The organism is Mesorhizobium sp. L2C084A000 (assembly GCF_000502875.1).
In the GTDB taxonomy this organism is placed as follows: Bacteria; Pseudomonadota; Alphaproteobacteria; order Rhizobiales; family Rhizobiaceae; genus Mesorhizobium.
Map to the genome: position 1 here is coordinate 139,655 of NZ_AYWX01000008.1, position 25,148 is coordinate 164,802.

The 25,148-nt window shown below is 62.5% G+C and carries 34 protein-coding genes, 1 other RNA gene and 1 pseudogene; 16 read left to right on the forward strand and 20 right to left on the reverse strand.

The genetic code is table 11. The annotated features are described in order from the left end of the window. Positions 1 to 77 precede the first annotated feature (77 nt). Genes X735_RS148540 through X735_RS148530 form a run of 3 tightly spaced genes read left to right on the forward strand, consistent with a single transcriptional unit; the run spans position 78 to position 1,148 of the window. A complete protein-coding gene (locus X735_RS148540) occupies positions 78 to 338 on the forward strand; it encodes a DUF2312 domain-containing protein (protein WP_013529099.1) in 261 nt (86 codons plus the stop codon). Positions 339 to 388: 50 nt separating this feature from the next. Then, positions 389 to 829, forward strand: a complete 441-nt coding sequence (locus X735_RS148535) for a hypothetical protein (RefSeq protein WP_023811807.1) — start codon at positions 389 to 391, stop codon at positions 827 to 829. A 7-nt stretch (positions 830 to 836) separates the two neighbouring features. After that, positions 837 to 1,148: a hypothetical protein gene (locus tag X735_RS148530; protein WP_031213448.1), complete on the forward strand. Its 312-nt coding sequence runs from the start codon at positions 837 to 839 to the stop codon at positions 1,146 to 1,148. An 82-nt stretch (positions 1,149 to 1,230) separates the two neighbouring features. Here X735_RS148530 and msrB read toward each other — a convergent pair whose 3' ends face one another. From msrB to X735_RS148505, 5 genes are all read right to left on the reverse strand, one after another. After that, the gene (msrB, locus tag X735_RS148525; RefSeq protein WP_023811809.1) at positions 1,231 to 1,653 is read right to left on the reverse strand and encodes a peptide-methionine (R)-S-oxide reductase MsrB; all 423 of its coding nucleotides are present in this window, start codon (positions 1,651 to 1,653) and stop codon (positions 1,231 to 1,233) included. A gap of 197 nt (positions 1,654 to 1,850) precedes the next feature. After that, positions 1,851 to 2,648, reverse strand: coding sequence for a hypothetical protein (locus X735_RS148520; RefSeq protein WP_023811810.1), 798 nt, complete (start codon positions 2,646 to 2,648; stop codon positions 1,851 to 1,853). A 19-nt stretch (positions 2,649 to 2,667) separates the two neighbouring features. Next, positions 2,668 to 3,858, reverse strand: coding sequence for a VWA domain-containing protein (locus X735_RS148515; RefSeq protein ID WP_023811811.1), 1,191 nt, complete (start codon positions 3,856 to 3,858; stop codon positions 2,668 to 2,670). Positions 3,859 to 3,865: 7 nt separating this feature from the next. Beyond that, on the reverse strand, positions 3,866 to 4,312 hold the full coding sequence (locus tag X735_RS148510; protein WP_023811812.1) for a GNAT family N-acetyltransferase: 447 nt from the start codon (positions 4,310 to 4,312) through the stop codon (positions 3,866 to 3,868). Between the two features lie 86 nt (positions 4,313 to 4,398). Further along, positions 4,399 to 5,238 carry a MoxR family ATPase gene (locus X735_RS148505; RefSeq protein WP_023811813.1) on the reverse strand — a complete coding sequence of 280 codons (840 nt, stop codon included), beginning with the start codon at positions 5,236 to 5,238 and terminating at the stop codon, positions 4,399 to 4,401. A gap of 148 nt (positions 5,239 to 5,386) precedes the next feature. Here X735_RS148505 and ssrS point away from each other — a divergent pair. The 6 genes from ssrS to X735_RS148485 all read left to right on the forward strand — a co-directional run bounded on the left by ssrS (position 5,387) and on the right by X735_RS148485 (position 8,597). Next, positions 5,387 to 5,542, forward strand: a non-coding RNA gene (ssrS, locus tag X735_RS1000000167615) — 6S RNA. A 96-nt stretch (positions 5,543 to 5,638) separates the two neighbouring features. Then, positions 5,639 to 6,226, forward strand: a complete 588-nt coding sequence (locus tag X735_RS148500; RefSeq protein WP_023811814.1) for a 5-formyltetrahydrofolate cyclo-ligase — start codon at positions 5,639 to 5,641, stop codon at positions 6,224 to 6,226. 69 nt (positions 6,227 to 6,295) lie between these two features. Beyond that, complete coding sequence (locus tag X735_RS148495) at positions 6,296 to 7,120, forward strand: YmdB family metallophosphoesterase (protein WP_023811815.1); 825 nt, start codon at positions 6,296 to 6,298, stop codon at positions 7,118 to 7,120. Positions 7,121 to 7,194: 74 nt separating this feature from the next. Continuing rightward, entirely contained in the window at positions 7,195 to 7,962 is a 768-nt protein-coding gene (locus X735_RS148490) for a TerC family protein (protein ID WP_031213449.1), read from the forward strand. A 79-nt stretch (positions 7,963 to 8,041) separates the two neighbouring features. Next, the gene (locus X735_RS1000000167620) at positions 8,042 to 8,329 is read left to right on the forward strand and encodes a BrnT family toxin (protein WP_081734874.1); all 288 of its coding nucleotides are present in this window, start codon (positions 8,042 to 8,044) and stop codon (positions 8,327 to 8,329) included. Further along, positions 8,310 to 8,597: a BrnA antitoxin family protein gene (locus X735_RS148485; RefSeq protein WP_023811818.1), complete on the forward strand. Its 288-nt coding sequence runs from the start codon at positions 8,310 to 8,312 to the stop codon at positions 8,595 to 8,597. Before X735_RS1000000167620 ends, X735_RS148485 begins: the two co-directional genes overlap by 20 nt. A gap of 6 nt (positions 8,598 to 8,603) precedes the next feature. Here the strand turns inward: X735_RS148485 and X735_RS148480 are convergent, their stop codons facing one another. From X735_RS148480 to X735_RS148465, 4 genes are read right to left on the reverse strand one after another with little or no spacing between them, the layout of a single operon-like run. Next, the gene (locus tag X735_RS148480; protein WP_023811819.1) at positions 8,604 to 9,071 is read right to left on the reverse strand and encodes an SRPBCC family protein; all 468 of its coding nucleotides are present in this window, start codon (positions 9,069 to 9,071) and stop codon (positions 8,604 to 8,606) included. Between the two features lie 26 nt (positions 9,072 to 9,097). Then, the gene (locus X735_RS148475) at positions 9,098 to 9,460 is read right to left on the reverse strand and encodes a glyoxalase/bleomycin resistance/dioxygenase family protein (protein WP_023811820.1); all 363 of its coding nucleotides are present in this window, start codon (positions 9,458 to 9,460) and stop codon (positions 9,098 to 9,100) included. Positions 9,461 to 9,513: 53 nt separating this feature from the next. Beyond that, a complete protein-coding gene (locus tag X735_RS148470) occupies positions 9,514 to 9,906 on the reverse strand; it encodes a VOC family protein (RefSeq protein WP_023811821.1) in 393 nt (130 codons plus the stop codon). A 45-nt stretch (positions 9,907 to 9,951) separates the two neighbouring features. Then, positions 9,952 to 10,434, reverse strand: coding sequence for an SRPBCC domain-containing protein (locus X735_RS148465; protein ID WP_023811822.1), 483 nt, complete (start codon positions 10,432 to 10,434; stop codon positions 9,952 to 9,954). A 52-nt stretch (positions 10,435 to 10,486) separates the two neighbouring features. Here X735_RS148465 and X735_RS148460 point away from each other — a divergent pair, with 52 nt between their 5' ends. The 4 genes from X735_RS148460 (at position 10,487) to X735_RS148445 (ending at position 12,950) form a co-directional block, all read left to right on the forward strand. Next, entirely contained in the window at positions 10,487 to 10,810 is a 324-nt protein-coding gene (locus tag X735_RS148460; protein ID WP_023811823.1) for a helix-turn-helix domain-containing protein, read from the forward strand. 207 nt (positions 10,811 to 11,017) lie between these two features. Next, entirely contained in the window at positions 11,018 to 11,767 is a 750-nt protein-coding gene (locus tag X735_RS148455) for a YebC/PmpR family DNA-binding transcriptional regulator (protein WP_023811824.1), read from the forward strand. Between the two features lie 104 nt (positions 11,768 to 11,871). Then, positions 11,872 to 12,657: an RDD family protein gene (locus tag X735_RS148450; protein WP_031213452.1), complete on the forward strand. Its 786-nt coding sequence runs from the start codon at positions 11,872 to 11,874 to the stop codon at positions 12,655 to 12,657. After that, on the forward strand, positions 12,654 to 12,950 hold the full coding sequence (locus X735_RS148445; protein ID WP_023811826.1) for a SelT/SelW/SelH family protein: 297 nt from the start codon (positions 12,654 to 12,656) through the stop codon (positions 12,948 to 12,950). The genes X735_RS148450 and X735_RS148445 overlap by 4 nt, the downstream gene beginning before the upstream one ends. 18 nt (positions 12,951 to 12,968) lie before the next feature. Here X735_RS148445 and X735_RS1000000167625 read toward each other — a convergent pair whose 3' ends face one another. Both X735_RS1000000167625 and X735_RS148440 read right to left on the reverse strand, forming a co-directional pair. After that, positions 12,969 to 13,118 (reverse strand): hypothetical protein, encoded by a 150-nt coding sequence (locus X735_RS1000000167625; protein WP_023811827.1) that lies wholly within the window; start codon positions 13,116 to 13,118, stop codon positions 12,969 to 12,971. 21 nt (positions 13,119 to 13,139) lie between these two features. After that, positions 13,140 to 13,619 (reverse strand): anthrone oxygenase family protein, encoded by a 480-nt coding sequence (locus tag X735_RS148440; protein WP_023811828.1) that lies wholly within the window; start codon positions 13,617 to 13,619, stop codon positions 13,140 to 13,142. Positions 13,620 to 13,748: 129 nt separating this feature from the next. On the opposite strand from X735_RS148440, the gene X735_RS148435 reads away from it, so the two are divergent. Then, positions 13,749 to 14,390, forward strand: coding sequence for a TetR/AcrR family transcriptional regulator (locus X735_RS148435; protein WP_023811829.1), 642 nt, complete (start codon positions 13,749 to 13,751; stop codon positions 14,388 to 14,390). 65 nt (positions 14,391 to 14,455) lie between these two features. Here the strand turns inward: X735_RS148435 and rpmE are convergent, their stop codons facing one another. Further along, positions 14,456 to 14,677, reverse strand: coding sequence for a 50S ribosomal protein L31 (gene rpmE, locus X735_RS148430; protein WP_023811830.1), 222 nt, complete (start codon positions 14,675 to 14,677; stop codon positions 14,456 to 14,458). A gap of 206 nt (positions 14,678 to 14,883) precedes the next feature. Between rpmE and X735_RS148425 the strand changes: the two genes are divergently transcribed. Continuing rightward, positions 14,884 to 16,683, forward strand: coding sequence for an ABC transporter transmembrane domain-containing protein (locus X735_RS148425; RefSeq protein ID WP_023811831.1), 1,800 nt, complete (start codon positions 14,884 to 14,886; stop codon positions 16,681 to 16,683). A gap of 31 nt (positions 16,684 to 16,714) precedes the next feature. On the opposite strand, the pseudogene X735_RS01000000165945 reads toward X735_RS148425, so the two are convergent. Then, positions 16,715 to 18,270: pseudogene (locus X735_RS01000000165945) on the reverse strand (carboxypeptidase M32). A gap of 140 nt (positions 18,271 to 18,410) precedes the next feature. Between X735_RS01000000165945 and X735_RS148420 the strand changes: the two are divergent. Continuing rightward, positions 18,411 to 18,764, forward strand: coding sequence for a DUF1304 domain-containing protein (locus X735_RS148420; protein WP_023811832.1), 354 nt, complete (start codon positions 18,411 to 18,413; stop codon positions 18,762 to 18,764). A gap of 80 nt (positions 18,765 to 18,844) precedes the next feature. Here the strand turns inward: X735_RS148420 and X735_RS148415 are convergent, their stop codons facing one another. The 7 genes from X735_RS148415 to X735_RS148385 all read right to left on the reverse strand — a co-directional run bounded on the left by X735_RS148415 (position 18,845) and on the right by X735_RS148385 (position 25,147). After that, entirely contained in the window at positions 18,845 to 19,273 is a 429-nt protein-coding gene (locus tag X735_RS148415; protein ID WP_023811833.1) for a hypothetical protein, read from the reverse strand. A 249-nt stretch (positions 19,274 to 19,522) separates the two neighbouring features. Beyond that, positions 19,523 to 20,554: a peptidoglycan -binding protein gene (locus tag X735_RS148410; protein ID WP_023811834.1), complete on the reverse strand. Its 1,032-nt coding sequence runs from the start codon at positions 20,552 to 20,554 to the stop codon at positions 19,523 to 19,525. A 1-nt stretch (position 20,555) separates the two neighbouring features. Continuing rightward, positions 20,556 to 21,581 (reverse strand): MotA/TolQ/ExbB proton channel family protein, encoded by a 1,026-nt coding sequence (locus X735_RS148405; RefSeq protein ID WP_013529124.1) that lies wholly within the window; start codon positions 21,579 to 21,581, stop codon positions 20,556 to 20,558. A gap of 104 nt (positions 21,582 to 21,685) precedes the next feature. Then, complete coding sequence (locus X735_RS148400) at positions 21,686 to 22,372, reverse strand: hemolysin III family protein (protein ID WP_031213453.1); 687 nt, start codon at positions 22,370 to 22,372, stop codon at positions 21,686 to 21,688. A 106-nt stretch (positions 22,373 to 22,478) separates the two neighbouring features. Continuing rightward, entirely contained in the window at positions 22,479 to 23,279 is an 801-nt protein-coding gene (locus X735_RS148395) for an inositol monophosphatase family protein (RefSeq protein ID WP_023811836.1), read from the reverse strand. 86 nt (positions 23,280 to 23,365) lie between these two features. Further along, positions 23,366 to 23,932 carry an elongation factor P gene (gene efp / locus X735_RS148390; protein WP_013529127.1) on the reverse strand — a complete coding sequence of 189 codons (567 nt, stop codon included), beginning with the start codon at positions 23,930 to 23,932 and terminating at the stop codon, positions 23,366 to 23,368. Positions 23,933 to 24,106: 174 nt separating this feature from the next. Beyond that, positions 24,107 to 25,147: a tetratricopeptide repeat protein gene (locus X735_RS148385; RefSeq protein WP_023811837.1), complete on the reverse strand. Its 1,041-nt coding sequence runs from the start codon at positions 25,145 to 25,147 to the stop codon at positions 24,107 to 24,109. Position 25,148 lies beyond the last annotated feature (1 nt).

Below are 25,148 nucleotides of genomic sequence, written 5' to 3' on the forward strand. Positions count from 1 at the left end.
CCGGTCGGGCATCGAACCGGCTCAAATTTTGCCGCAGTCGTCCGCGAGTCGCGGAGCCGATGCTTTTGGAGAAAAATATGGCCGACGATATCACCGATACCAGCCAGACTGTTGCCGCCGGCCAGCTGCGGGCCTTCATCGAGCGCATAGAGCGGCTCGAGGAAGAGAAGAAAACCATTTCCGACGATATCAAGGAAGTGTTCGCCGAGGCCAAGGGCACTGGGTTCGACACCAAGGCGATGCGCACGATCATCCGGCTGCGCAAGAAGGACCAGGCCGAGCGGCAGGAAGAGGAAACCATCCTCGATCTGTACAAGGCCGCGCTCGGCATGGTGTAAGATCAGCCGGCCCCGGCACCGACCCGGTTGCCGGAGATACGGTTTAAGCCATGAGCGAATTCGACTTCGGCGCCCGCCGCGCCTCTGAATTCCGCCAGCGCGGCTTCTGGACGCTGTTCGCTGAGCGGCATCCGGAAGAAAGGGCTCTGATGGCGCGGCGCGGACCCTGGTTCTGGCAGCGCGGGCTGCCCGACTTCGCCTTGGTCGTTTCCATGTATGTCGCGCCGGCGCAGAGCCAGGTCGGCGTCTTCTTCGGTCGCAACGAGAAGTTCGGCGCCACGCAAGCCTGGTCGCGGCTGAAGCCGTTTCAGCGTGAAATCGAAGACAGGCTGAAGCTCAGGCCGGAACAGAGTTGCGAGGGCCTCGGCATCAATTCGATGTGGCGGGTGAACTGCTATGCCGAGGACAACTGGCCAGCCATGGCCGACTGGCTGGTGACCGAATGTTCGCGCTTCGAGCGTGCGGTAACCGAAGTCCTGGGGCAGGGATAGACATCCGGTGTTGCCAGAAGGTATCGGCGCCTTTTTCCGTTCACGCTGGCAAGGCCAGGTGCCGCTCGACCGGCTGTTCTGGCGCGACCTTGTCCTCGTCGGCACCGCGGTCAGCATCGCCGCATCGGTGCTGGCGCTCGTCTTGCTCGGATTGAAGTTGCCGCTCGGGCTTGTGCTGGCAGTGCATTTCGCGTCGGTGCCCTACAGCCTGTTCCTGACCTTGGCGGTGTGGCGGACCACCGAAAAGATACCCGGTGCCAAGGCCTGGATGATGACGCTGGGCGCTACGCTGTGGCTGGTGGCGATGATCGTGGTCTGATCGTCTGCCCAGAGGGGGGCAACGGATACTTAAACGAAAAGGCGACAGATGCCGCCCTTTCATAGTGTCGAACCCGGATGGCTCAGGCCGAGGGCTCGAATTTCAGCGCCACGCCGTTGATGCAATAGCGCAGGCCGGTCGGCGGCGGGCCGTCCTCGAAGACATGGCCGAGATGGCTGCCGCAGCGGGCGCAATGGCATTCGGTGCGAACCATGCCGTAGCTGCGGTCGACGGTGTTTTCGACCGAGCCCGGCACCGGGTCGTTGAAGCTCGGCCAGCCGGTGCCGCTCTCGAACTTCAGCTTGGATTCGAACAAAGGCTGGTCGCAGCCGGCGCAAGAAAAGGTGCCGGCGCGCTTCTCGTAGAGCAAAGCGCAGCTTCCCGGCCGCTCGGTGCCGTGACCGCGCATGACGGCATACTGCTCGGGCGTCAGCCGGGCGCGCCATTCGGCGTCGGTGCGAGTTACAGGGTAGGTGCGAGTTACAGGGTAGGTGTGGGTGTCCATGTGATCTCCTCAGCCTTGCCGGCTCGCTCCTACAGCGCCGCGCGTCCATCGGACGCGCAAGGGACGCTATAGCACTTTGGTTTTGCGCATGATCCTTTCCGAACCGGAGGTTCGGGGTCATGCGCGGATTGCAACCTCATATTCGCACCAAGATAGGCATTTGTTACGGCATTTTCCCGCATTTTCGATCGTGATCTTCATGCGATCGCCGCCAGATAGCGATCCACCGAAGCAGCCAACGCCGCTTTTGCGCCTCCGATGACATTCTGGTTCCACCACGCGCCGTAGATATGGTCGAACGCGAATGGCTCCATCGCCGCCGCGATGCGGCGCACGGCCGCTGCATTGAGCGGAATGTAGTTCGGATAGCTGTACATGAAGCTGACATGGCGGCGCGTCGGCGTCACCTGCAGGATATCGCCGGCCAGCAAGACGTCGCCGCCATCGCGTTTCCAGTGCAGCACCTGACCGCCGGCAAAGTGGCCACCGCAGCGGATGAGCGTCAGCGAAGGGTTTATGGCCAGCGTCTCGCCTTCCCAGCTGACGATCGCCTTGTGCGGCCGCATGATCCACTGGCGGTCATCGGCGTGGAGATAGATCGGCACGCCGCCAAACGCCTCGCTCCAACAGACCATCACCGAATAATAATGGCAGTGCGAGATGGCGATCGCCGCCAGGCCGCCGCGGCGGTTGATCTCGGCCACCGCCTCGTCGCTGACCATCGAAACGCAGTCCCACAGCACGTTGCCGTGTGGCGTCTGTGCCAGCAGCGCCCGCTGGCCGATGGCGAAGCGCGGCTCGATGCCGAAGGCGAGAACGCCGGCATCATCCTTCATCACAAGCCGATGCCCTTCAGCAAGTTCCTCCGGCGTGATCCACGCCTGCCCTTCCCAGCGCACATATTGGCGCTCGTCCTCGCAGATCGGGCAATGTTTTGGAGGCGTCTCTGTCGCCGCGAACTGGACGCCGCATTGCAGGCAGAGAAAGCAGGTCATCGGATCTCCTGTCAGTCTTTCAGTGTTTTCTTGAAAGCTGCCTGGTCGCGCCCTCAAGCCCGGCCAAAGTCAGCGGGAACATGCGGCCGCCGAAGATGTCGCGGATCATCGCAATCGAATGGGTGTAGCCCCAGTTCTTGGGGTCTTCGGGGTTCAGCCATACCGCGTTCGGCCATTGCTGCAGCAGACGGCCGAGCCAGACACTGCCTGCCTCCGGATTCCAGTGCTCGACCGAACCGCCGGGATGAGCGATCTCGTAAGGGCTCATCGAGGCGTCACCGACGACGATCACCTTGTAGTCCGGGCCATATTTGTGGAGGAGGTCGAAGGTCGGAATCACCTCGGCATGCCTGCGGCGATTATCCTTCCACACACCCTCATAGAGGCAGTTGTGGAAATAGAAATATTCGAGCTGGCGGAATTCGGCGCGGGCGGCCGAGAACAGCTCCTCGACGCTCTTGATGTGGTCGTCCATCGAGCCGCCGACATCGAAGAACATCAAAAGCTTCACCGCGTTGCGCCGCTCGGGCCGCGTCTGCACGTCGAGATAGCCATGTTCGGCGGTGGCGTGGATGGTGCCGGGCAGGTCGAATTCCTCCTCGGCGCCTTCGCGCACCCAGCGACGCAAGCGCTTCAGCGCGATCTTGATGTTGCGGGTGCCGAGCTCGACCGCATCGTCGAAATTCCTGAACTCACGTCTGTCCCACACCTTCACCGCGCGGCGGTTGCGGCTTTCATGCTGGCCGATACGCACACCTTCGGGATTGTAGCCATAGGCGCCGAAGGGCGAGGTGCCGCCGGTGCCGATCCATTTCGAGCCGCCCTGGTGGCGGCCTTTTTGCTCCTGCAGCCGCTGTTTCAACGTCTCCATCAGTTTCTCGAAACCGCCGAGCGCCTCGACCAGCTTTTTCTCCTCGTCGGTCAGGTGCTTTTCGGCGAGGCGGCGCAACCATTCCTCGGGAATGTCAGCGACATCGACGGCATCCGGCCCGCCCAGTGCTTCAACGCCCTTGAAGACATGGGCGAACACCTGGTCGAAGCGGTCGATATGGCGCTCGTCCTTCACCAGCACCGCACGGGCGAGGTAATAAAAACCTTCGACGTCGTAGTCGACCAGCCCGGCTTCCAGTCCCTCCAGCAGCGACAGATATTCCCTGAGCGAAACGGGAACACGCGCGGCCTTCAGTTCGAGGAAGAAGGGGATGAACATTGTCTATCTACAGCAGATCATACTCGATGAAGCCGGTGCGGCGCGCGACATGGTCGTAGAGTTTGCGCGCGGTGGTGTTGGTTTCGTGCGTCATCCAGTAAACGTTCTTGACGCCGATTTTCGCGGCTTCTTGTCTTACTGCCTCGATTAGCGCCGCGCCTATGCCCTTGCCGCGCATGTCAGGGTCGGCGAACAGGTCCTGCAGATAGCAGTTGTTTTTTTCCGACCAGCCTGAGCGGTGGTAGAGATAGTGGGTGAGCCCTACCGCCTTGCCGTCCAGCGTGGCGATGAAGCCTTTCGGCTCGAACTCACCCTCGGTGAACAGCCGCTTCCAGGTGATGGCGTAGACCTCTTCCGGCAGCTTCGTCTCATAGAAGGTGAGGTAGTCGGTCCACAGCCGCCGCCAATCGGCGCGGTCGGACTGCGCGAGCGGGCGGACGATAATCTCAGACATGTCATCTCCTCTGAAGGTTTGGCCGAGGCTGCCTGCCTGTTCGGCTGCGGGCAACGGTCCACAGAAGGGAAAGCGCTGCTGCTGACCTATTGCTGCCTTCGTGCCATGAACGCCAGCCGCTCGAACAAATGCACGTCCTGCTCGTTCTTCAGCAATGCGCCATGCAACTTGGGCAGGGCGTTCTTCGGATCGGCGCGCAGATCTTCCGGCGCGATATCGTCGGCGACCAGCAGCCTTATCCAGTCGAGCGCTTCGGAGGTCGACGGCTTCTTCTTCAAGCCGGGCACGTCGCGGATTTCGTAGAACTGGGTCAGCGCCGCGCGCACCAGGTTCTGCTTGATGCCGGGATAGTGGACATCGACGATTCTGTGCAGCGTATCGACGTCGGGAAAGCGGATGTAGTGGAAGAAGCAGCGGCGCAGGAACGCGTCCGGCAACTCCTTCTCGTTGTTGGAGGTGATGATGACGATCGGCCTGACGGCGGCGCGGATGGTTTCGCCGGTCTCGTAGACGAAGAACTCCATCCGATCGAGTTCCTGCAGGAGGTCGTTGGGGAATTCGATGTCGGCCTTGTCGATCTCGTCGATCAAAAGCACGACCTTCCTGCCGGCGGCGAACGCCTCCCAGAGCTTGCCGCGCTTGATGTAGTTCCTGATGTCGTTGAAGCGCTCGTCACCAAGCTGGCTGTCGCGCAGGCGCGAGACGGCGTCATATTCGTAAAGGCCCTGCTGCGCCCTGGTGGTCGACTTGACGTGCCATTCGATGAGGTCGAGGCCAAGTGCTGACGCCACCTGGCGGGCCAGCTCCGTCTTGCCGGTGCCTGGCTCGCCCTTGACCAGCAAGGGCCGCTCCAGCGCGATCGCCGCGTTGACGGCCACCATCAGATCCTTGTCGGCGACATAGGCCGCCGTGCCTTCGAAACGCATTCTTGCTCCTCGGTTGATCATGGCAACCGTAAGGACGCGGCTCACCCTGTGCAAGGGTGCGCCGGCCGCGACGAATGGGCTTGAACCCTGATGGAAACATATGCCCGTCTCACTGGCGCTTAGCCGGCCGGCAGCCTATATTGGGCGGGACGGTCTGTGCTTCCCGGCAGGAGAACATTTTCCCCGGGGCCTTAACGATCCTTAGGGAGCTGTCCCTGGGAAGACCCGTGGGTTTTCTCACACGGCGCCCACCTACTTTGTAGGTTCCCGGGATCGCTCTCTCCACCGGTTGTGTGGATCGTCACTTATTGCCACGCGTCCCGCATTTCGGTGGATGATTGCGGTGGAAAACGTCGCTCCCAAAACTCCATCCAGATCTGACCTTTTCTAGCCTGGCTGAATGACCTCTCTCAAAGACCTGAAAAAGCAGCTTCGCCGTGAGGCCCTCGGACGCCGCGATGCGCTCGATGAATTCTGGCGGGTGGAGGTCGCGCTTGAAATGGCCGAGACGGCACGCGATCTCCTCCACGTCGAGCCGGGCCAGATCGTTTCCGGCTTCTGGCCGATGCGTTCCGAAGTCGACGTTCGGCCGTTGATGTTTGCCTTGCGTGAAAAGGGCGCGCGGCTTTGCCTGCCGGCCATTCTCGACAAGACCACCATCGTCTTTCGCGAACTGGTGCGCGGCGCGCCGATGGTCGAGATGGGTTTCGGCACGGTCGGCCCTCACGAGGAAGCCGAGGTGCTCGACCCCTCTGTGATGCTGGTGCCGCTCGCCGCTTTCGATGCGCGCGGCCATCGCATCGGCTATGGTGCCGGCTATTACGACCGCGCCATCGCCAAGCTGATCGACAAGGGACAGCCGCCGCGGCTGGTCGGCATCGCCTTCGACTGCCAGGAGGTGGCAATGGTGCCGGATGAGGAACATGACGTCGTCATTCCGGAAATACTGACCGAGAGCGGGTTGCGCCGCTTCGCGCCAAAATTGTAGATAAGTACAAGGGACGCATGATCTTCACTGGCGTCATGCAGCTTTCGCTGACCTTCGGTGCGGGATCATATGAGACTTCTCTTCCTCGGTGACATGGTTGGAAAGACAGGACGGACGGCGGTGTGGGAACAACTGCCCGGCCTGATCTCCGACTTCAAACTCGATTTCGTCATCGTCAATGGCGAGAACGCCGCGGGCGGCTTCGGCATCACCGAAGATATCTTTCGCGAGACGATCGCCGCTGGTGCTGATGTCGTCACCACCGGCAACCATGTCTGGGACCAACGCGACGCGCTCGCCTTCGCGCCGCGCGAAGAGCGCTTCCTGCGTCCCTCCAACTTTCCCAAGGGCACGCCCGGGCGCGGCTCCGGTGTCTATATCGCCAGGAGCGGCGCGCGCGTGCTGGTCGCCAACATCATGGGCCGGGTGTTCATGCATCCCGAGCTCGACGATCCGTTCCAGGCCGGCGAACGCGAGCTTGCCGCCTGTCCGCTCGGCGAGCAGGCGGATGCCGTGATTATCGACTTCCACGCCGAGGCGACCTCGGAAAAGATGTGCTTCGCGCATTTCGTCGACGGCCGCGCCAGCCTCGTCGTCGGCACCCACACCCACCAGCCGACCGGCGATCACCAGGTCCTCAACGGCGGCACCGGTTATATGTCCGACGCCGGCATGTGCGGGGACTACGATTCCTCGCTCGGCATGGACAAGGAGGAGCCGCTCAACCGGTTCCTGTCGAAGGTGCCGAAAGGCCGCTTCGAGGCGGCGACCGGACCGGCGACCTTGTGCGGCGTTGGCGTCGATATTTCCGACCGCACAGGGCTGACCGAGCGGATCGCGCCGTTTCGTCGCGGGCCACGGCTGGAAGAAACCGCACCGTCCTTCTGGTCCTGACATTGATATAGGCACGCTTAGTACCTAACTGCCGGCGACACTGCTCTAGATCGTTAAAAGAGGGGACGACCTCCATGCAGCTCATCGAATTCCTGGCGCCGCATTTCCAATTCGTGTCCGACCCGACCGCCTGGGTCGCGCTGCTGACGCTGATTGTGCTCGAGGTCGTGCTCGGCATCGACAACCTGATCTTCATCTCGATCCTGACCAACAAGCTGCCGGAAGCACAACGGGCCCGTGCCCGCCGGCTCGGCATCTCGGCGGCGCTGATCATGCGGCTGGTGCTGCTGGCCACCATTTCGATCATCGTCCAGCTGACCACGCCGGTGTTCACGGCCTTCGGCCACGGTTTTTCCTGGCGCGACCTGATCCTGATTGCCGGCGGCCTGTTCCTGGTCTGGAAGGCGACCAAGGAGATCCATCACACGGTCGATCCCGACGACCACAAGGATACGATGATGGGCGAGACGCTGCAGATCAGCCTTGCCGGCGCGATCTTCCAGATCCTGCTGCTCGACCTGGTCTTCTCGATCGATTCGATCATCACCGCCGTCGGCATGACCGACGAGATCGCCATCATGTACATCGCCGTGATCGTGGCGGTGAGCGTGATGATGCTGGCGGCCGGGCCGCTGGCCAACTTCATCGCCAAGAACCCGAGCATTGTCATGCTGGCGCTGGGCTTCCTTCTGATGATCGGCATGACACTGATCGCAGACGGCATGGGCTACCATGTGCCCAAGGGCTACATCTATGCGGCGATGGGCTTTTCGGCATTGGTCGAGGGACTCAACATGCTGGCGCGGCGACGTAGGAAGGCGAAATCGGGTGGCGGGCACTGAGCTTGGGCTTGGGCGCATGCCGCGTTTGGATTGACTTTTACGGATTTGTACATACAATACTGTAGTCGATGGTGCTACTTTGCAGTTTGAATGGGATCCTGAAAAAGCGAGGCGCAATCTTGCCAAGCACGGCATCGCCTTTGATCTTGCACGAAAGGTGTTCGATGATCCGCTCCATCTCATCGTGCCTGACCGGTTTGAAGATGGTGAGCAACGATGGCACGCGATCGGGATGATTGAGGCTGTCGCGGTATTGCTGGTTGTGCATACCTACCCCGGTCGCGAAGATGAAGAACGGGTTCGGATCGTTGGTGCTCGGAAAGCGACAACGCATGAAAGGAAGCGCTATGAACAGGAAGGACCTTAGCCAGGATCTGCGCAATCAACTTGCCAAGCTGGCCGATTTGCCCGACAGCGAGATTGATACCTCGGACATTCCAGAAGCTCCGGCCGAGAACTGGATTCATGCTCGCCGTGGACATCTTTACCGACCACTCAAGCAGCCGGTCACCATTAGGCTCGATGCCGATGTGCTATCCTGGTTTAAGGAACATGTCGGAGGCGGTGGCTATCAAACCGAAATCAATCGCGTACTTCGCCATCATGTGACCGAACAGGAAAAGCGGCGAGGTTGATCCGATTTAGTTAGCCGGCACGCCCTTCGGGTGGCGGTCGCCGATCAGGCCGAGCGTCAGGCCCTGCTCAAGCCAGACCTTGGCGCCGGCCAGCACGAGCGTGAAGCCGCCGGTTGAGTCGATGGCTTCTTTTACCTGCTCGTCGCCATTGCCGGCAAAGCCGAAGTTGCGAACCTCGAGAAAGGTCGTACCGCCTGGCATTTCGGTGAAGCTCCAGACCACGGTGGTTGGCGGATCGCTCCATTGCATGACGATCTTTTCATTCGCGACGATCTCGCTGACGTCGATGGTCGTCGAGACACCGTACATGCGCCACTCCCAGAGGACTTGCTTGCCGCTGTCCAGCCGGCCGCTGCCATGGGTGAACCAGAATTTCGTGGTTGTGGCCGGATCGACGATGGCCTCGAATACATCGGCGACAGGCCGCCGGATCAGCATGCCGGCCGCGGCGGTTGGCTTTTCGCGGATGTCCATCGGATGCTCCTTTCGAGGCTTGGCGTTCACCAGGCGTCCGGTTCGCGCAGCATGTGGATGATGTTGGCGGGGTTGGTGATCCAGCCGCCGCGGAAGCCCTCGCCCAGTGGCTCGATGGCATCGCAACGCACAACGCCAGCCTTGGCTAAATGATCCGCAGCCATGGGGAAATCCTTGGTGAACAGCTCCAGCCACACTTCGGCGTGGCTCATCATCGGCGCCTTATCGATCCACAGGCGGTTGGGGCCAAGCTCGAAGCCGATGGCCGGTGCCTTGTCTGTAAAGGGCTTCAGGCCGACGACGTCGCGGTAGAAGGCGATCGTCGCCTCATACTGGTGCGGCGGCACCTTCATGGCGATGTTGATGCCGCCGGTGATTGTCGCGGTCATTGCTGGCTCCCTTGTCGTGTTCAGCTGTTGTTGGTCGCCCTTGCCCAGGCTGGTTATGCGAGATTGACCTGCCAGGAGACCCCGAACCTGTCGTTGAGCCATGCGAAACGGAAGCTGAAGCCGTAATTGTCGGGCGGCATCAGAAATCCACCGTCCTTGGCCAGTGTCTCGACAATCCGGTCCAGTTCGTCCTCGGCGGAACAGTCCACATACAGCGAGACCGACGGCGTGAAGGTGAAAGCGTGGTTGACGGGGGTATTGAAGATCATGACTTCCAGGCCGGCGATCGACACGCGCGCAAGCTTGACCGTGCCGTCCGGGCCGTCTTCGCCGGGGCCGTAGCGTGTGACGTCAAGGACGCTGCTGCCGGGAATGGTCTCGCAATAGAGGGTCATTGCCTCTTCGGCCTTGCCCTCGAACATCAGGAATGGCGTTACTTTCTTCATCGTTGACCTCCGTCTTGCTCCCTGGCGCTCAGATATGGGGGCCGCTCAGATATTGGTCTCGTTGGCGGGTTCGCCCTTCATCTCGCTGCGGTAGTAGCCGTCGCGCAAATTGATGCCGTACTCGACATAGGCCTTCATGCAGGCCAGCATCTGCGACCAGCCCTCGCAATTGAGGTAGGACTTCTTCAGGCCGACCGCGCCTTCCTGCCAACCGCTCTCGGCGATGGTGACGAAGGTGCCGCCATCGTCCAGCGGCTCGAAATTCATCTCGATGCGGGTCTTGTAGGCGGGTTTGCCGTCGGCGTCGGTGGCATCCCAGCGCAGCACGATGCGGCGGTCCTTGACCACTTCGTCGACCTCGACCGGCACCTTACCCCACCAGACAACGCCGGCGCCTGCCACCAGAGGCGCACTGGCGCCGCCGATCATGGTGAAATAGCCGCTCAGTTTCTTCGGATTGACGACCGCGTCGAATACGTCGGCGACCGGTTTGCCGATGCGTCCGGAAACACTGAATCCAAGTGACATATCCACAACTCCTTCCCTTGATCGGTTCGACAATATGTTATATAAACATAACATGTCAAGCCGATCGCAAGACGACAATGTTTTCAAGGCGCTGGCGCACCCGCGCCGGCGTGAAATACTGGACCAGCTGAAGGACGCGCCGAAGACGACCGGCATGCTGTGCGAGGCCTTTCCCGATATAGATCGCTGCACCGTCATGCTGCATCTCAAGGTGCTGGAGGAGGCCGACCTGATCGTTGCGCGGCGCGACGGCCGCGAGCGCTGGAACCATCTCAACGCGCTGCCGATCAAGCAGATCCACGACCGCTGGATCAGCCAGTATGCCGGGCATGCCCTCAGCATCATCGAGCGGCTGAAATCCGATCTGGAGGCGTGAACGCTTGCAGCAGCCCATGTCGCGCGTCCTGTGCACGGTGCGGCTGGACGAATTGTGCCGATTTATCTATAAGCCGGCCATTCCGACAGAGAACGCCGTGCTTCCACGGGGTGCACCTGGGACGCTCTGAAATTTTGAATTCGGGCATTGCGCAAGACGAGGTGAGATCACTTCGCTTCGGGATGCTCTAGCCGAGAAGACGACACCATGGCTGGCCATTCACAGTTCAAGAACATCATGCACCGCAAGGGCCGCCAGGATGCGGTGCGGTCTAAAATGTTTTCCAAGCTGGCGCGCGAAATCACCGTCGCCGCCAAAAGCGGGACGCCCGATCCGTCGATGAACCCGCGCTTGCGGCTGGCGATCCAGAACGCCAAGGCGGTGTCGATGCCGAAGGACAACATCCAACGCGCCGTCAACAAGGCCTCGATGGGCGATGCCGAGAACTACGAAGCCGTGCGCTATGAGGGCTATGGCCCGGGCGGCGTCGCCGTCATTGTCGAGGCGCTGACCGACAACCGCAACCGTTCGGCGTCCAATGTGCGCGCCGCCTTCACCAAGGCCGGCGGCGCGATGGGCGAAACGGGCTCGGTTTCCTTCATGTGGGATCGTGCCGGCGAGATCTATTATCCGGCATCGGCCGGCAGCGCCGACAAGATCATGGATGCGGCGATCGAAGCCGGTGCCGACGATGTCGAGTCCGACGAGGAAGGCCACACCATCTATTGCGGCTTCGAGAACATGGGCGAAGTGTCGAAGGCGCTGGAAGGCGCGCTCGGCGAGGCTGAATCGGTGAAGCCGATCTGGCGGCCGCAAAACAACGTTCCGGTCGACGAGGAGCGGGCACAGTCGCTGATGAAGCTGGTCGCCACGCTTGAGGACGACGACGACGTGCAGAGCGTCTACGCCAACTTCGAAGTCGACGACGAGACCATGGCCAAGCTCAGCGCGGCATGAGACTGCAAGGTGGTGGCCAACGGCGCTACAGGCGGGTAGCATGGCCTCGCTGCTTGAGACTTCCGCCAAAGGTGTAGCGCAGTCAGTTGTCGGCGAGAGGGAAGATGACTGACGAAGGCGTTGAACTTGCAGTGACCTGGCCTCGTCCAGGCGGCCTTTGGCGACGGCTTTTCGCTTCGCTTATCGACTACCTTGTCATCTTCGTCGCTCTTTATGCACTGGTTGCGGCCTTGTTTCTGATGACCAACGGCGGAGTGAAGGGCAGCTTCTGGCTGAACTGGAAAACCTGCCAGTCCGCCAGTCTGAAAGGAACAGACGATCCTATACTTTCCCGCTACGATTGGCAGGTTTGTGCAACATCCTTCTTCGGTTTTCCGGTGGCCAGATGGGCAGCCGGTACGAGCACGGACGCTCAATCGAAGGCAGTATCGACCCTTTCGATAGACCTAGATTCAAACGGAAATTTTCGAACTGCGGCACTGGATCTAGGCTTCCTCCAGGTGCTGGTCCTGGCGACCTATCTTCTTGTGATGGAGGGGGCCTTCAGCCGGTCGCTTGGCAAAGGGGTCTTGGCCCTCTTCGTCCATGACGAGCTGAATTGGCATAGGGAAGGCCTCGCTTTGCAAAAAACTGTTTGTCGGCAGGTGGTAAAATTCCTGGGCTATCTGCCCGCCACGCTGGTCGGAGCTTTCTTTGCTTTCCAGACCTGGAAAACCGTTCCGGCGCCCGTGCTGAACTATTCCCGACTGGAAATCGTAATCGCCTTTACGGCGTCTGCCCTAGCTTTTCTCTGGCCATGTTGGATCGCGCTGACCGTCGCACTCGGCAACGAGCCAATACATGACCGAGTTGCAGGCACGACCGTGCGCGTTCTGGAGGCGGACCAATGAACGCGTCAGGGAAGCATTGCGTCGTCATCACCTACTGCACGCAGTGCCAGTGGCTGCTGCGTGCCGGCTGGATGGCGCAGGAACTGCTGTCGACCTTCGGCACCGATCTGGGCGAGGTGACGCTGGTGCCCGGCACCGGCGGCATCTTCACCATTTCCTGCAATGATGTGCTTGTCTGGGATCGCAAGCGCGACGGCGGTTTTCCAGACGCGGCCAAACTGAAGCAACTCGTCCGTGATGTCATCGACCCGGACCGCGATCTCGGCCATTCCGACCGGAAGACAAAGGCGTAGAGGCCGCCGGCGCTGCCGTCACTTGCGTCGCCACGCTCCGAAGGCGGCGCCAATCGCAATACCCACGGCGACGCCCATCGGAAGGTCATCCAGAGCGGTGCCGATCGCGGCACCGACACCAACTCCGATGGCCATGCCGAAGGCCATATTTGCGTATTGATCCTTCATCGGTCGCTCCATCCATCGTCGTCAACGCGTGGCGAACCAGAAGGATGCCAGCGCGGCTATGCCGCTGATGGTGCGGACATGGTTCCACATCACCCATTCATGGAGGTAGCGTGGCCACAGGCCTGCGCCATTGCTGCTGGCCAGATCGACGGCGGCGAGCGCATCGTTGAGCGGGACGTTGAAGATCATCGTGACCACCACGATGCCGATGAGATAGAGCAGGCTGCCGGCAATCAGCCAGAGCGAACCCGGCTGGCTCCAGCCAATCACCGCACCGATGGCGACAAGGACGCAGACGAGCGCCGTGCCGAACAGCGCTGTCATGAACAGCGGGGTCACAGCTGTGACATTGATCGAATTCATCGCGGCAATGCCGCTTGTGGCTGGCATGCGGGCGAGGCCCGGCATGACGAAGCTGGAGAAAGCAAAGAAGACGCCGCCGACGACGCCTGAGCCGAGTGCGGCAATGAAGATGAGGGTGGGAAGAAGTTTCGCGATCATGTCATTTGCTCCATATGCCCGTTGTGTTTTCCTTTGCGTCAAAATATGAACAATCCTCACATTTGCAAAACGTGATAAACCCTCGTATTTTGCGAGTCAAGCGATTTTGATTGCATTTGGAGTCAGTCATTGGAAGACACGGCAGCCCCCGTTTCCGCACAGGAGCAGGTTGCTTCACCGCGCCGGGCGCCGAGCCAGCAGCGTAGCCGCGAGCGGGTCGAGCGCATGCTGGCCGCTGCCTCGGCGCTGATCGCCGAGCAAGGCAGCGATGCCATGCGCATGGGAGAAGTGGCGGAACGGGCCGGTGTGTCGATCGGCTCGCTCTACCAGTTCTTTCCCGACAAGCGGGCGATCGTCTGGGCGCTGGCCGAGCGCTACACCGCCGAAAGCCAAGCCTGCATCTCGGCGGCACTCGCCGGCGTCAGCGACGCCGAAGGCCTGCAGTCCGCGTTTTCAGAGTTAGTCGACATCTATTACCGGCTGTTCCTGGCCGAGCCGGTGATGCGCGACATCTGGTCGGGCACGCAGGCCGACAAGGCGCTGCGCCAACTCGAACTCGCCGACAGCCGCGCCAACGCCGAATTCCTCACCGCGGTGCTGAAACGGCTGCGGCCGGCGGTCGATCCGGCGACACTGGAAACCACGGCGTTTCTGGTCTGGCAGATGGGCGAGGCCGCCATGCGGCTGGCGATCTCGGTTGAGCGCCAGGAGGGCGACAGGCTGGTCGCCGCCTACAAGCGCATGGCGCTAAGGGAATTGCTGGCCGAGTAGCGCCGCGCCGCAACAAAAAACCCGCCACGGAGGCGGGTTTTTTGTTCCGTGAAAGCTCGTTGAGCTTAGATGCCGAAACCTTCGAAACGCTTCTTGAACTTCGACAGGCGGCCGCCGCGGTCGAGCAGGGTCTGCTGGCCGCCGGTCCAGGCCGGGTGGGTGGTCGGGTCGATATCGAGGTTCATCGTATCGCCTTCCTTGCCCCAGGTCGAACGGGTCGTGTATTCGGTGCCATCGGTCATGACGACCTTGATGGTGTGGTAGTCGGGATGAATAGCGCTCTTCATGGCTCGGTTCCTGGCTTGCCGGCGCTGCCGACGGGCATAAGCCTGCGTCGATGCGCCTCTTTTTAAAACTCGAAGCCGCAGCTATTGAGGAGCCACGGCTTCTAAAACGGTCGGCGAGCCTATACATCAGCCGGAATTGAATCACAAGGCCGCGGCAAGCGCATATTGAGGCGTAGACCCCAAGGGCGGCTGGAGGAAACATCGGGATGGCGCAAATCACCAGCGCAGACGAGCGCCGGCGTTCGCTCAAGCCGCTCCGGCGCCTGTTCCCGTACATCACGCACTATCGCACACTGGTCGTCGGCGCCATTATCTCGCTGGTCATCGCGGCGGCAACCACGCTGGCGCTGCCGCTGGCGGTGCGACGCATGATCGATCATGGCTTCTCGTCGGCCAGCACCACCTTCATCGCCGAATATTTCGCCGCTCTGGTGGCGATGGCCGCCGTGTTGGCGGCAGCATCGGCCGGCCGCTACTATTTCGTCATCACGCTGGGCGAGCGCGTCGTCGCCGATATCCGGCGCGATGTGTTTGCCCATGTGACGACGCTGTCGCCTGCCTTCTTCGACACCGCCCAGTCGGGCGAGATCGTGTCGCGGCTTGCCGCCGACACGACGCAGGTCAAGTCGGCGGTCGGAGCGACGGCCTCGGTGGCGCTGCGCAACGTAATCCTCGGTCTTGGCGCGGTGGGGATGATGGTCATCACCAGTCCGAAACTATCAGGCCTCGTCATATCAGCCATTCCTGTCATCGTGCTGCCGCTGGTCGCTTTCGGCCGTTCGGTGCGGCGCAAATCACGCCAGGCGCAAGATACGCTTGCCGATGCCACCGCCTATGCCAGCGAACAGATCGGCGCGGTGCGCACGCTGCAGGCCTTCACCAATGAAAAGCTGGTCACCGGGCATTTCTCGGCCGCGGTGGAAGCTGCTTTCGAGGCGGCACGCTCCTCGATCTTCGCGCGCTCCTTCCTTACCTTCTTCGCCATTTTCACCATCTTCTCGTCCGTCGTGGCGGTGCTGTGGTTCGGCTCGCGCGACGTGCTCGAAGGCTCGATATCGCCGGGTACGCTCGGTCAGTTCCTGCTCTATTCGGTGTTCGCCGCCGGCGCGCTGGGCGCGTTGTCGGAAGTCTGGGGCGAGCTTGCGCAAGCGGCGGGTGCCGCCGAACGGCTGACCGAGATCCTGGCCGAGAAGCCGGCGATCCAGGCTCCCGCCGATCCGAAGCCGCTGCCGGCCGTCGCCAAGGGCGCGATCGCCTTCGACAATGTCTCCTTCTCCTACCCGGCAAGGCCCGACCGCGCCGCCGTGCACGGCTTGAGCTTTCAGGTCATGCCGGGCGAGACGGTGGCGATCGTCGGGCCGTCAGGGGCCGGCAAGAGCACGGTGTTTTCACTGATCCTGCGCTTCTACGATCCCGAAACAGGCAAGATCCTGATCGACGGTGTCGACGTGCGCGAGGCCGATCCCGTTTCGGTCCGCCAGCGCATCGCAATCGTGCCGCAGGACGTCACCATTTTCGCGGCAAGCGCGCGTGACAATATCGGTTTCGGCCGGCCGGGAGCCAGCAAGGCCGAAATCGAGACGGCGGCGAAGGATGCACTTGCCGATGAATTCATCCTCAAGCTGGAAAAAGGCTATGACAGCCAGGTCGGTGAGCGCGGCGTGACGCTGTCAGGCGGCCAGCGCCAGCGGGTTGCGATCGCCCGCGCCATCCTGCGTGACGCCCCGATCCTGCTGCTCGACGAGGCCACCTCCGCCCTCGACGCCGAAAGCGAGACGCTGGTGCAGACGGCGCTGGAACGGCTGATGCAGGGCCGCACCACGATCGTCATCGCCCACCGCTTGGCAACGGTGCTGAAGGCCGACAGGATCCTGGTCATGGATGGCGGCTCGATCGTCGAGGAAGGCACGCATCAAAGCCTTGTCGCCAAGGGCGGCATCTATGCGCGGCTGGCCAAGCTGCAGTTCGAAACCGGCGCCAGTGCTTTCAGGGGCGCGGCGGAGTAGGCAGAACCAACTACGTTCCTGATGTGCCGCTCTACGCGGTTCCGTAGCGCTGCTTCAGATGGTTCACGAAATAGGTGGCGTTGAGCTTTTCGCCGGTGGCGCGTTCGAGCAGATCCGGCGTCGACCAGCGTGATCCCTGCGACCAGATTTTTTTGCGGCGCCACTCGTTGATCGCCTCGAAATTGCCTTTGGCGAGATCGTCATCGGCGGCAGGATGATCCCGCGTCAGCGCCGCCCATTGCTGCGCCGCCATCATCGCGCCCAGCGTATAGGAGGGGAAATAGCCGAAGGCGGCCCCTGGCCAATGCACGTCCTGCATCGGTCCGTCGGCCGGATTGTCGATGGTGGAAAGACCGAGGTAATCGCGCATCTTGGCGTCCCAGGCTTCGGGCAGGTCGGCGACCTCCAGCCGGCCCGCGACGAGCTCCTGCTCCAGTTCGTAGCGCAGGATGACATGCAGGGGGTAGGTCACCTCGTCGGCATCGACACGGATCAGGCCGCGCTCGACGCGATGCACATGCGGCAGGATATCGTCGAGCGACCAGGCTTCGCCGAGATGCTTTTCGACCACCGGCAGGGCCCAGCGCCAGAAGGCCGGGTTGCGGCCTAACTGCTTCTCGACGAACAGGCTCTGGCTTTCATGCACGGCCATGCCGCGCGCTTTGCCGAGCGGCCAGTGCGACCATGCCTTGGGCAGGTTCTGTTCGTAGAGCGCATGGCCGGTCTCGTGCAGCACGCCCATCAGCGCCGACAGGAAGTCGGACGTCTTGTAGCGGGTGGTAATGCGCACGTCGCTCGGCACGCCGCCGCAGAAGGGATGGTGCGATACGGACAGAGAACCGTGGGTGAGGTCGAAGCCGACCGAAGCCATCATGGCGAGACCAAGCTCGCGCTGCCGGTCGATCGCATAGCTGCCGGAGAGCGGCTTCACGGGATGCTTGGCCAGGCGCGCTTCCTGCGCGGCCAGGGCTTCCGGCACGAAGCCCTTCAGGAATNCAGCGGGCGCTTGCGCAGCCGCGCGTCCTGGACCGCCAGCGCCTCCGGCACGAAGCTTTTCAGGAAAGCCTTCAGGTCGGTGAAGACTGGCGTGATGTCGGCGGTGCGGTTGCCGGGGTCGTATTGCTCCATCAGCGCGTCATAGGGGGCTAGGTCGAGCACATCGGCACGCAGCGCCGCTTCCTCGCGCACCAGCGCCACGACGCCCTCCAGCGCCGGCTGGAAGCCCGCCCAGTCGTTCTTGGCGCGCAGGCCGCGCCACAGCTGCTCGCAACGCATGCGCGCGGTCGTCTGGCGTTCGACGAATTCGACCGGCAGGCAGGTCAGGTTGGTGTATTGCCGCCGCAGTTCCGCGACAGCAGCCCGCTGCTCTTCACCAAGCGCCTCGCCTTCGGCCGCGGCGATCCAGTCCGCTATCTCCGGCGCTGTTGCCCTGGTGTGATACATGCCGGCCAGTGCCGCCATCGCCTCGGCACGCTTCTCGCCGCCGCCGACGGCCATGTGGGTGGCTTCGTCGGCACCGAGGATGGCCAGCGCATGCTCGAGCGCTTCGAGCTTGTGACCGAGGTCATCGAGTTTCTGAAAGGACATGGCGGCTTCCGTGATTGGGGACGGCGCGAAAAGACACCAACGCAAATGCGTTGGCAACCCTCAGGCACCGCGCAACGGACGCATCTTGCGTGGGGGCGGTCATGCGTGAAATGCTGCCGGCAACAATTGGGGGAAACAACATGATCGGCAACATCCTGGTCGGGCTGGTGGCCTTGATCCATGCCTACATCGTCTATCTGGAGATGGTGTTGTGGGACACGCCGCGTGGGCACAAGGTATTCAATCTGACGCCCGAATTCGCCAGTGCCTCGAAGGTGCTCGCCGCCAATCAGGGGCTCTACAACGGGTTCCTCGCCGCCGGCCTGATCTGGGGGCTTTACCTCGGTGCGGCCGGTTTTCAGGTCAAATTGTTCTTCCTGTCGTGCGTGGCCATTGCCGGCCTCTATGGCGCGGCAACGGTTGGCCGCAAGATCCTGTTCATCCAGACCGTGCCGGCGGCGGTTGCCCTGATTGCGGTGTGGCTCGGCTGGTAAAAAGGACGCCCGCGGGAGCCCCCCGAAGGCGTCAGGCGGTCCCTTCCTCTTGGACCGTTTCAGCCGTCCTCTTGGACCGTTTAGCCGTTCGGGTAATTGCCGCCGTCGGCGCCGTCGCCTATCAAAAAACCACTGCCGGTATCGACCATCAACCGCTGGTCGATATTGTCGAGACGACGCAACAGGTCATGGTATTGCGCGGCCGGTATCCTGCCATGATAGGACGCGGCGACTTTCTCGGCCGTTTGACCGATGTAGGCCGTGCGCATTTCCAGGCGTTCCGCCACGGCTGGGGTGATGTTGTTGGCCTGTCTCGCGTCCACGATGCCCTGATGCACGCCCTGCACCTGTTGGATGAGCGCCTCGACACGCGGGCCAGTCATGTCGGTCGGATCGGTCGCGTCGAGAGCGCCTTTGTGATGGCCCGCGGCATAGGCGCCGGCAAGCGGAACGGCGATGAGGAACGCCGTGAGTGTCGCAGTTCTAAGCGAGGTCTTGAAAGAGCGCATCACGCGTCTCCTCTTGTAGAGGAAAGCGGCGGTTGTCCGCCCGCCTTCCGGCCTTGGGCCGTCCGGTTCCGTCGCGTCGCGATGAGCGGGGATTCATCGCCGGCGGTTCTCGGCCCAGGCGGCAAGCTAGGACCGCCCCGCGACAATGTGTAATTAAAAAAAGATAATCTTTTCAGGCCTTGCCGGCCTCGATATGCGCCCTAGAGTTGAGCCGACGAACAAGTTCGCGTGAGTTCGCGTGATGATGGATCAACGTTCGGTGAGCTTCAGTTCAATACGGCGGTTCTTGTTGCGCGCCTCTTCGGTGTCGGCGGGATCGAGCGGCTGGAACTCACCGAAACCGGCGGCGACGAGCCGGTTGGCAGGCACGCCGTTTTCGATCAGGAATTTCACCACCGAGGTCGAACGGGCCGTCGACAGTTCCCAATTGTCACGGTAGCGGCCGGCGCCGGAGAGCGGCTTGTTGTCGGTGTGGCCGTCGACGCGCAGCACCCAGTTGATCTCGGGCGGGATTTCCTTCTGCAACTCGATGATGGCGTCGGCGAGCTTCTTCATCTCGACCTTGCCGGCATCGTTGATCACCTCGGAGCCGGTCGGGAACAGCACTTCCGACTGGAAGACGAAGCGGTCGCCGACGATGCGGATGTTCTCGCGGTCGGCGAGGATTTCGCGCAAGCGGCCGAAGAAGTCGGAGCGGTAGCGGTTCAATTCCTGCACGCGCTGCGCCAGTGCGACGTTGAGGCGACGGCCGAGGTCGGCGATCTTGGTGTTTGAATCGCGGTCGCGGATTTCGGAGACGTTGAGCGCATCCTCGAGCGCGCCGATCTGCTTGCGCAGTGCCGCGATCTGCTGGTTGAGGATCTCGACCTGGCTCAGTGCCTGCTGGCTGATCTGGCGCTGGCTGTCGAGTTCGCCGCCGAGCGCCGCGGCGCGCTGGTTGGCGGCGTCGCCGGCGCCCGCACCTTGCGCCAGCAATTGCTGGAGCCGGCTCCTTTCCGCTTCCGCCGCCGACAGCGATGCCTGCAGATTGGCCAGCGAGTCATCCTTGTCCTGCGCCGTCGAGCGCTCCAGCGCCAGCAGCTGCGTCAGTTCGTTGATCTGGGAGTTGAGGCGCGAGAGTGCCGTATCCTTGCCGGAGATTTCGCGTCCCAGCAGGAACTGCGCCAGCACGAAGACCGTGAGCAGGAACATGATGGCCAGCAGCAGCGTCGACAGCGCGTCGACGAAGCCCGGCCAGTAGTCGATGCGGCGATCGGTGCGCCGGCCCCTGGCGAGTGCCACTTCAGTGCACTCCGGGCTTCTTCAGGGCATCGGCGATCTTTTCCAGCGTGTTGCGCATCGCCTTCTGCTCGTCGGACTGGGCCTCGACCCAGTCGCGCATGATCTGCTGTTCCGAGCGCATGTTCTTGACCAGGCCGGAAATGCCGTCGGCGAGATTGGCCATGGCGGTGGCGACGCGCGGGTTGGAGCCGCCGCCATTCTCCTGCATGCTGCGCAGCCGTTCCGACAGCACCCGGATCTCGTCGGAGGATTCGGTCTTGGCTGGGTCGGCGACGACGATGTCCGACGACAGGTCGGTCACCGAGGAAAGCCAGTTTTCCAGTTCGGTGTAGAAGCGCGTCTGGGCGCGGCCGGCCTGTAGGTCGAGGAAGCCGAGCACCAGCGAGCCGGAGAGGCCGAACAGCGAGGACGAGAAGGCCGTGCCCATGCCGGCCAGCGGCGCGGAAAGCCCCTGCTTCAGGGAATCGAGCACCGCGGCGGCGTCACCGGTGCCGGGATCGAGCGATTCGATGGTCTCGCGGATCGAGCCGATGGTGTTCAACAGGCCCCAGAAGGTGCCGAGCAGGCCGAGGAACACCAGCAGGCCGACGAGATAGCGCGAGGTGTCGCGGCTTTCGTCGAGGCGGGTGGCGATGGAATCGAGCATGGTGCGCATCGAACTGGTCGAGAAGGCCATCGCCGAGGAACGGCCGATCATCGCCTTCATCGGCGCCAGCAGCACCGGTTCGGTCGTCTCCGAGCCGGCACGGAAGGAGTTGACCCAGCGCACTTCGCGAAACAGTCGTCCGACCTGGGCGAAGGCCAAAAGGATGCCGACCACCAGCACGCCGACGATCAGGCCATTGAGGCCGGGATTGCTGCCAAAGGCGGTCGAGATTTGTCGGGTCAGAATGGCGGCGATGAAGGCGACGATGACCAGGAAGATCACCATGGTCAGCAAAAAGACCTGCGGGCTCGATAGTTTATGCGGGTCGTAGATCAGGACATCAGAACGTCTGCCCATGCCGAAGGATCTGAGAAAAGCCATCCGTGCCCCGTTTCCGATGCCGCCGCCGATCACGTAAACCGCGACTCTAAACGGAATTGTGACTAAATTGAATGGCGCTTGGCAATATTGCCGCGTCGATAGTGTCAGAGGCGATTGATGACCAGACAGTCGACCATGGCGGCCAGATGCAGGCCGGCGCCGGTGATGACGAAACCGTGCCACAGCGCGTTGTGGAAGCGCAGCCCCTTCCAGGCGAAGAAGATGACGCCGCAGGAATAGACAATGCCGCCGGCGACGATCAGCGCTATCGATGTCGTCGGCAGCGTCTGGACAAGCGGCTTGACCAGGATGATGCCGCTCCAGCCGATGGCAAGATAGAAGCCGATCGCCAGCCGGTCGAAACGGCCGGGAAAGAACACCTTGATGGCAATGCCCAGCACTGCCGCGGTCCAGACCAGCACGATCATCCAGCGCGCCAGCGGCGAGCCTTCGAGCTGCGCCAGAAAAGGCGTATAGGTCGCGGCGATCAGCAGATAGATCGCGGCGTGGTCGAAACGCCGCAACACCCATTTTGCCGGAGACGACACCGGCCACAGATTGTAGGTCATCGACACCGAGAGCACGGTGAGCAGCGAAACCACGTAGAAGGCGGCGGCGATATATTCGCCCGGTCCGACACGAAACGCCGCCAGCGCCAGCAGTGCCGAACCGGCCGATATCGCCAGCACGATGCCGACCGCGTGGACGATACCGTCTGCGATCATCTCGGCACGCGAATAGTGCCAGCGTCCGATGAACGGGATATCGGGGTAGGGTTCGTTGTCTCTCACTAAGCCGGGTTCCTGCACCGCGCCCTCCAATTTGGGCGCATGCCGGGCAGTATTTCAAGCTTTCGTTGCGGTTTTGCGACTGCGGCGCATCAGCGCGGCGTGCCTGTCAGCGGGAGGAGAGCGGCTTCTTGACGACCTTCAGCAAAGCGCGCTGGATGACCTCGTTGCCGGCGACGACCGAACCGTTGTCGAGCATGTCCTGGCCGCCGTCCATGTCGGAGACGAAGCCGCCTGCCTCGCGGATCAAAAGCAGCCCGGCGGCGATGTCCCAGGCCGACAGGCCGGTTTCCCAGAAGCCATCCATGCGGCCGGCGGCGACATAGGCGAGATCGAGCGAGGCGGAGCCGAGGCGGCGGACGCCGGAAACCTCGGCCATGACGTTGCGCAGTTCGACCAGGAAATTGCCGTGGTGGCCGCGGCCGAGATGCGGCATGCCGCAGCCGATCACGGTGTCGACCAGCTTGATGCGGCCAGCGACGCGCAAGCGGCGGTCGTTCATGAAGGCGCCGCCGCCGCGTTCGCAGGTGTAGAGTTCGTCCATCGCCGGATTGTAGATGACGCCGGCGACGATCTGGCCCTGGCGCTCCAGCGCGATCGAAACGGCAAAGAGCGGAATGCCGTGCAGGAAATTGGTGGTGCCGTCGAGCGGGTCGACGATCCAGCGATGCTGGCCGTCGTCGCCTTCGACCACGCCGCGCTCTTCCATCAGGAAGGAATAGCCGGGCCGAGCCTTGGACAGTTCGGCAAAGACGATGTCCTCTGCCTTGCGGTCGGCCTGGCTGACATAGTCGCCGGGGCCTTTCATCGAGACCTGCAGGTTCTGCACCTCGCCGAAGTCGCGCGACAGCGAGCGGCCGGCCTTCATTGCGGCCTGGACCATGACGTTGAGAAGGGCTGAGCGTGCCATAGTGCTTTTTCCCGGTGCTGCGCTTTAAACTCCGCCTCGATGCATGTCGGTGACCCAGAACCGAGGCCACTTTTGGGCGACATGCGTCAGTCGGCGCGGCGCACGTAAGTGATTTCGTTGGTGTCGACGATGATGCGCTCGCCGGCGCCGATGAAGGGCGGCACCAGGACGCGGATGCCGTTCTCCAGGATCGCCGGCTTGTAGGACGATGCCGCCGTCTGGCCCTTCACCACCGGGTCGGCCTCGGTGATGGTCAGCGTCACATAGTCGGGCAGCGAAATGCCGATCGGCCGCTCTTCGTAAAGCTGGACCGTCACCATCATGCCGTCCTGCAGGAAGGCGGCGCGATCGCCGACGAAGTCCTTGTTCAATTCGAGCTGCTCGTAGCTCTGGGTGTCCATGAACACCAGTGCGTCTTCCTGCGCGTAGAGGAAGGAAAAATCCTTCAGGTCGAGCCGGATCTGTTCGACGGTCTCGGCCGAGCGGAAGCGCTCGTTGAGCTTGGTGCCGTTGATGAGGTTCTTCAGTTCGACCTGATTGTAGGCGCCGCCCTTGCCGGGCTTGACGGTGTTGGTCCTGACCGCCACCCAAAGGCCGCCATCATGCTCGATGACATAGCCGGGACGGATTTCGTTGCCATTGATCTTGGCCATGATGAGATGATCCGGAATGATGCCAACGGCCACGCCGTTGGTATGGGATGTTCGCTGGGAAAGCGATTTCGGGCTCCCAAGACCACAAATCGCCAGAAGAGGCAAGGGAGCGGGCAGGTCGGTGCCAGGCGAGGGGAGCCGAGGTTACACTTGCAATGACCGCGAGAACCGCCGTCAAGGCAGCCGGTTGGCCTTCTGCAGCGCCTGCTTGGTCTGGTCGTCGTCCAGCCCCTGCAGGAAGTCGTCCATCTGGGGGTCGATGAGGCCGGCACGACGGGCGACGACGTACCAGGCGCCGGCAAGCACAAGGTCCGGATCGGTGCCGATGCCTTGCATGTAGAGCTTGGCCAAGCGGTTCTGGGCGGCGACATTGCCGCCTTCCGCCGCCTGCTTCATCCAGCCGAAGGCGGATTTCAGGTCGCGCGCACCGCCGCGGCCTTCGATCATCCAGGCGGCGAGATCGATCTGCGCGGTGTCGTAGTTCTGCCTGGCTGCCTGCGCCAGTAGGCGCCTTGCCTGGGCGTCGTCGCGTGGCTTGCCGCCGACGCCATTGGCGTAGATCTGCGACATCGCATATTGCGCGTCCGCGAGGCCGGTCGCGGCGGCGCGCTCATAGTAGGAGACCGCCTTGGCCATGCCGGCATCGCCGGGGTCCTGCTGGACCAGCATCTGCGCGAAATTGAATTGCGCCAGCCGGTTGCCGGCTTCGGCGGCGGCCTGCATCAGGGCATAGGCTTCTTTTCCATCCTTTTTGACATAGCGGCCGTCGAGCAGCATCAGCGCATACTGGAACTGCGATTCCGGCACACCCTGTTCGGCGGCCAGCGCGTACCATTTCGCCGCCTGCGCCGAATTGACCGGTACACCGAGCCCCCGCGACAGGATCTCGGCCACCAAGGTCTGCGCCGCCGGATCGCCGTTTTGCGCCCGGACCAATGCCAGATTGTAAGCTGTCTTGTAGAGACCGCGCTGGAAAGCGCCATAGGCCGCGTCGGCGGGTTTTGCACCGAAGCGGTCGGGATTGACCGTGTCGGCCGACGGCAGCGGCGCCGGTTCTGCCGTGGTGGCGGGCTGCAGCAGCGGCTTGTCGATCGGCTTGTCGGTGTGCACGCCGATTTCCGGCTTGGGCTGCGGCAGCGGGATGGTCTCCGCGGCCGCTGCCTGGACCATCAGCATCGCAAGCAGGGCCTGGAGGGGAAGCCTCGCCGAGGGCACG

Excerpts from the sequence above, each read along its gene's own strand:
- X735_RS148440 (WP_023811828.1), bottom strand. The coding sequence starts at position 13,619 with ATGATCGCGAAACTTCTTCCCACCCTCATCTTCATTGCCGCACTCGGC.
- rpmE (WP_023811830.1), bottom strand. The coding sequence starts at position 14,677 with ATGAAGAGCGCTATTCATCCCGACTACCACACCATCAAGGTCGTCATG.
- X735_RS148470 (WP_023811821.1), bottom strand. The coding sequence starts at position 9,906 with ATGAAGAAAGTAACGCCATTCCTGATGTTCGAGGGCAAGGCCGAAGAG.
- X735_RS148520 (WP_023811810.1), bottom strand. The coding sequence starts at position 2,648 with ATGACCTGCTTTCTCTGCCTGCAATGCGGCGTCCAGTTCGCGGCGACA.
- X735_RS148500 (WP_023811814.1), top strand. The coding sequence starts at position 5,639 with ATGACCTCTCTCAAAGACCTGAAAAAGCAGCTTCGCCGTGAGGCCCTC.
- X735_RS148505 (WP_023811813.1), bottom strand. The coding sequence starts at position 5,238 with ATGCGTTTCGAAGGCACGGCGGCCTATGTCGCCGACAAGGATCTGATG.
- X735_RS148510 (WP_023811812.1), bottom strand. The coding sequence starts at position 4,312 with ATGTCTGAGATTATCGTCCGCCCGCTCGCGCAGTCCGACCGCGCCGAT.
- X735_RS148455 (WP_023811824.1), top strand. The coding sequence starts at position 11,018 with ATGGCTGGCCATTCACAGTTCAAGAACATCATGCACCGCAAGGGCCGC.
- X735_RS148450 (WP_031213452.1), top strand. The coding sequence starts at position 11,872 with ATGACTGACGAAGGCGTTGAACTTGCAGTGACCTGGCCTCGTCCAGGC.
- X735_RS148515 (WP_023811811.1), bottom strand. The coding sequence starts at position 3,858 with ATGTTCATCCCCTTCTTCCTCGAACTGAAGGCCGCGCGTGTTCCCGTT.
- X735_RS148465 (WP_023811822.1), bottom strand. The coding sequence starts at position 10,434 with ATGTCACTTGGATTCAGTGTTTCCGGACGCATCGGCAAACCGGTCGCC.
- X735_RS148480 (WP_023811819.1), bottom strand. The coding sequence starts at position 9,071 with ATGGACATCCGCGAAAAGCCAACCGCCGCGGCCGGCATGCTGATCCGG.
- X735_RS148475 (WP_023811820.1), bottom strand. The coding sequence starts at position 9,460 with ATGACCGCGACAATCACCGGCGGCATCAACATCGCCATGAAGGTGCCG.
- X735_RS148540 (WP_013529099.1), top strand. The coding sequence starts at position 78 with ATGGCCGACGATATCACCGATACCAGCCAGACTGTTGCCGCCGGCCAG.
- X735_RS148415 (WP_023811833.1), bottom strand. The coding sequence starts at position 19,273 with ATGCGCTCTTTCAAGACCTCGCTTAGAACTGCGACACTCACGGCGTTC.
- X735_RS148395 (WP_023811836.1), bottom strand. The coding sequence starts at position 23,279 with ATGGCACGCTCAGCCCTTCTCAACGTCATGGTCCAGGCCGCAATGAAG.
- X735_RS148420 (WP_023811832.1), top strand. The coding sequence starts at position 18,411 with ATGATCGGCAACATCCTGGTCGGGCTGGTGGCCTTGATCCATGCCTAC.
- efp (WP_013529127.1), bottom strand. The coding sequence starts at position 23,932 with ATGGCCAAGATCAATGGCAACGAAATCCGTCCCGGCTATGTCATCGAG.
- X735_RS148495 (WP_023811815.1), top strand. The coding sequence starts at position 6,296 with ATGAGACTTCTCTTCCTCGGTGACATGGTTGGAAAGACAGGACGGACG.
- X735_RS148460 (WP_023811823.1), top strand. The coding sequence starts at position 10,487 with ATGTCAAGCCGATCGCAAGACGACAATGTTTTCAAGGCGCTGGCGCAC.
- X735_RS148490 (WP_031213449.1), top strand. The coding sequence starts at position 7,195 with ATGCAGCTCATCGAATTCCTGGCGCCGCATTTCCAATTCGTGTCCGAC.
- X735_RS1000000167625 (WP_023811827.1), bottom strand. The coding sequence starts at position 13,118 with ATGAAGGATCAATACGCAAATATGGCCTTCGGCATGGCCATCGGAGTT.
- X735_RS148535 (WP_023811807.1), top strand. The coding sequence starts at position 389 with ATGAGCGAATTCGACTTCGGCGCCCGCCGCGCCTCTGAATTCCGCCAG.
- msrB (WP_023811809.1), bottom strand. The coding sequence starts at position 1,653 with ATGGACACCCACACCTACCCTGTAACTCGCACCTACCCTGTAACTCGC.
- X735_RS148445 (WP_023811826.1), top strand. The coding sequence starts at position 12,654 with ATGAACGCGTCAGGGAAGCATTGCGTCGTCATCACCTACTGCACGCAG.
- X735_RS148425 (WP_023811831.1), top strand. The coding sequence starts at position 14,884 with ATGGCGCAAATCACCAGCGCAGACGAGCGCCGGCGTTCGCTCAAGCCG.
- X735_RS148405 (WP_013529124.1), bottom strand. The coding sequence starts at position 21,581 with ATGGCTTTTCTCAGATCCTTCGGCATGGGCAGACGTTCTGATGTCCTG.
- X735_RS148485 (WP_023811818.1), top strand. The coding sequence starts at position 8,310 with ATGAACAGGAAGGACCTTAGCCAGGATCTGCGCAATCAACTTGCCAAG.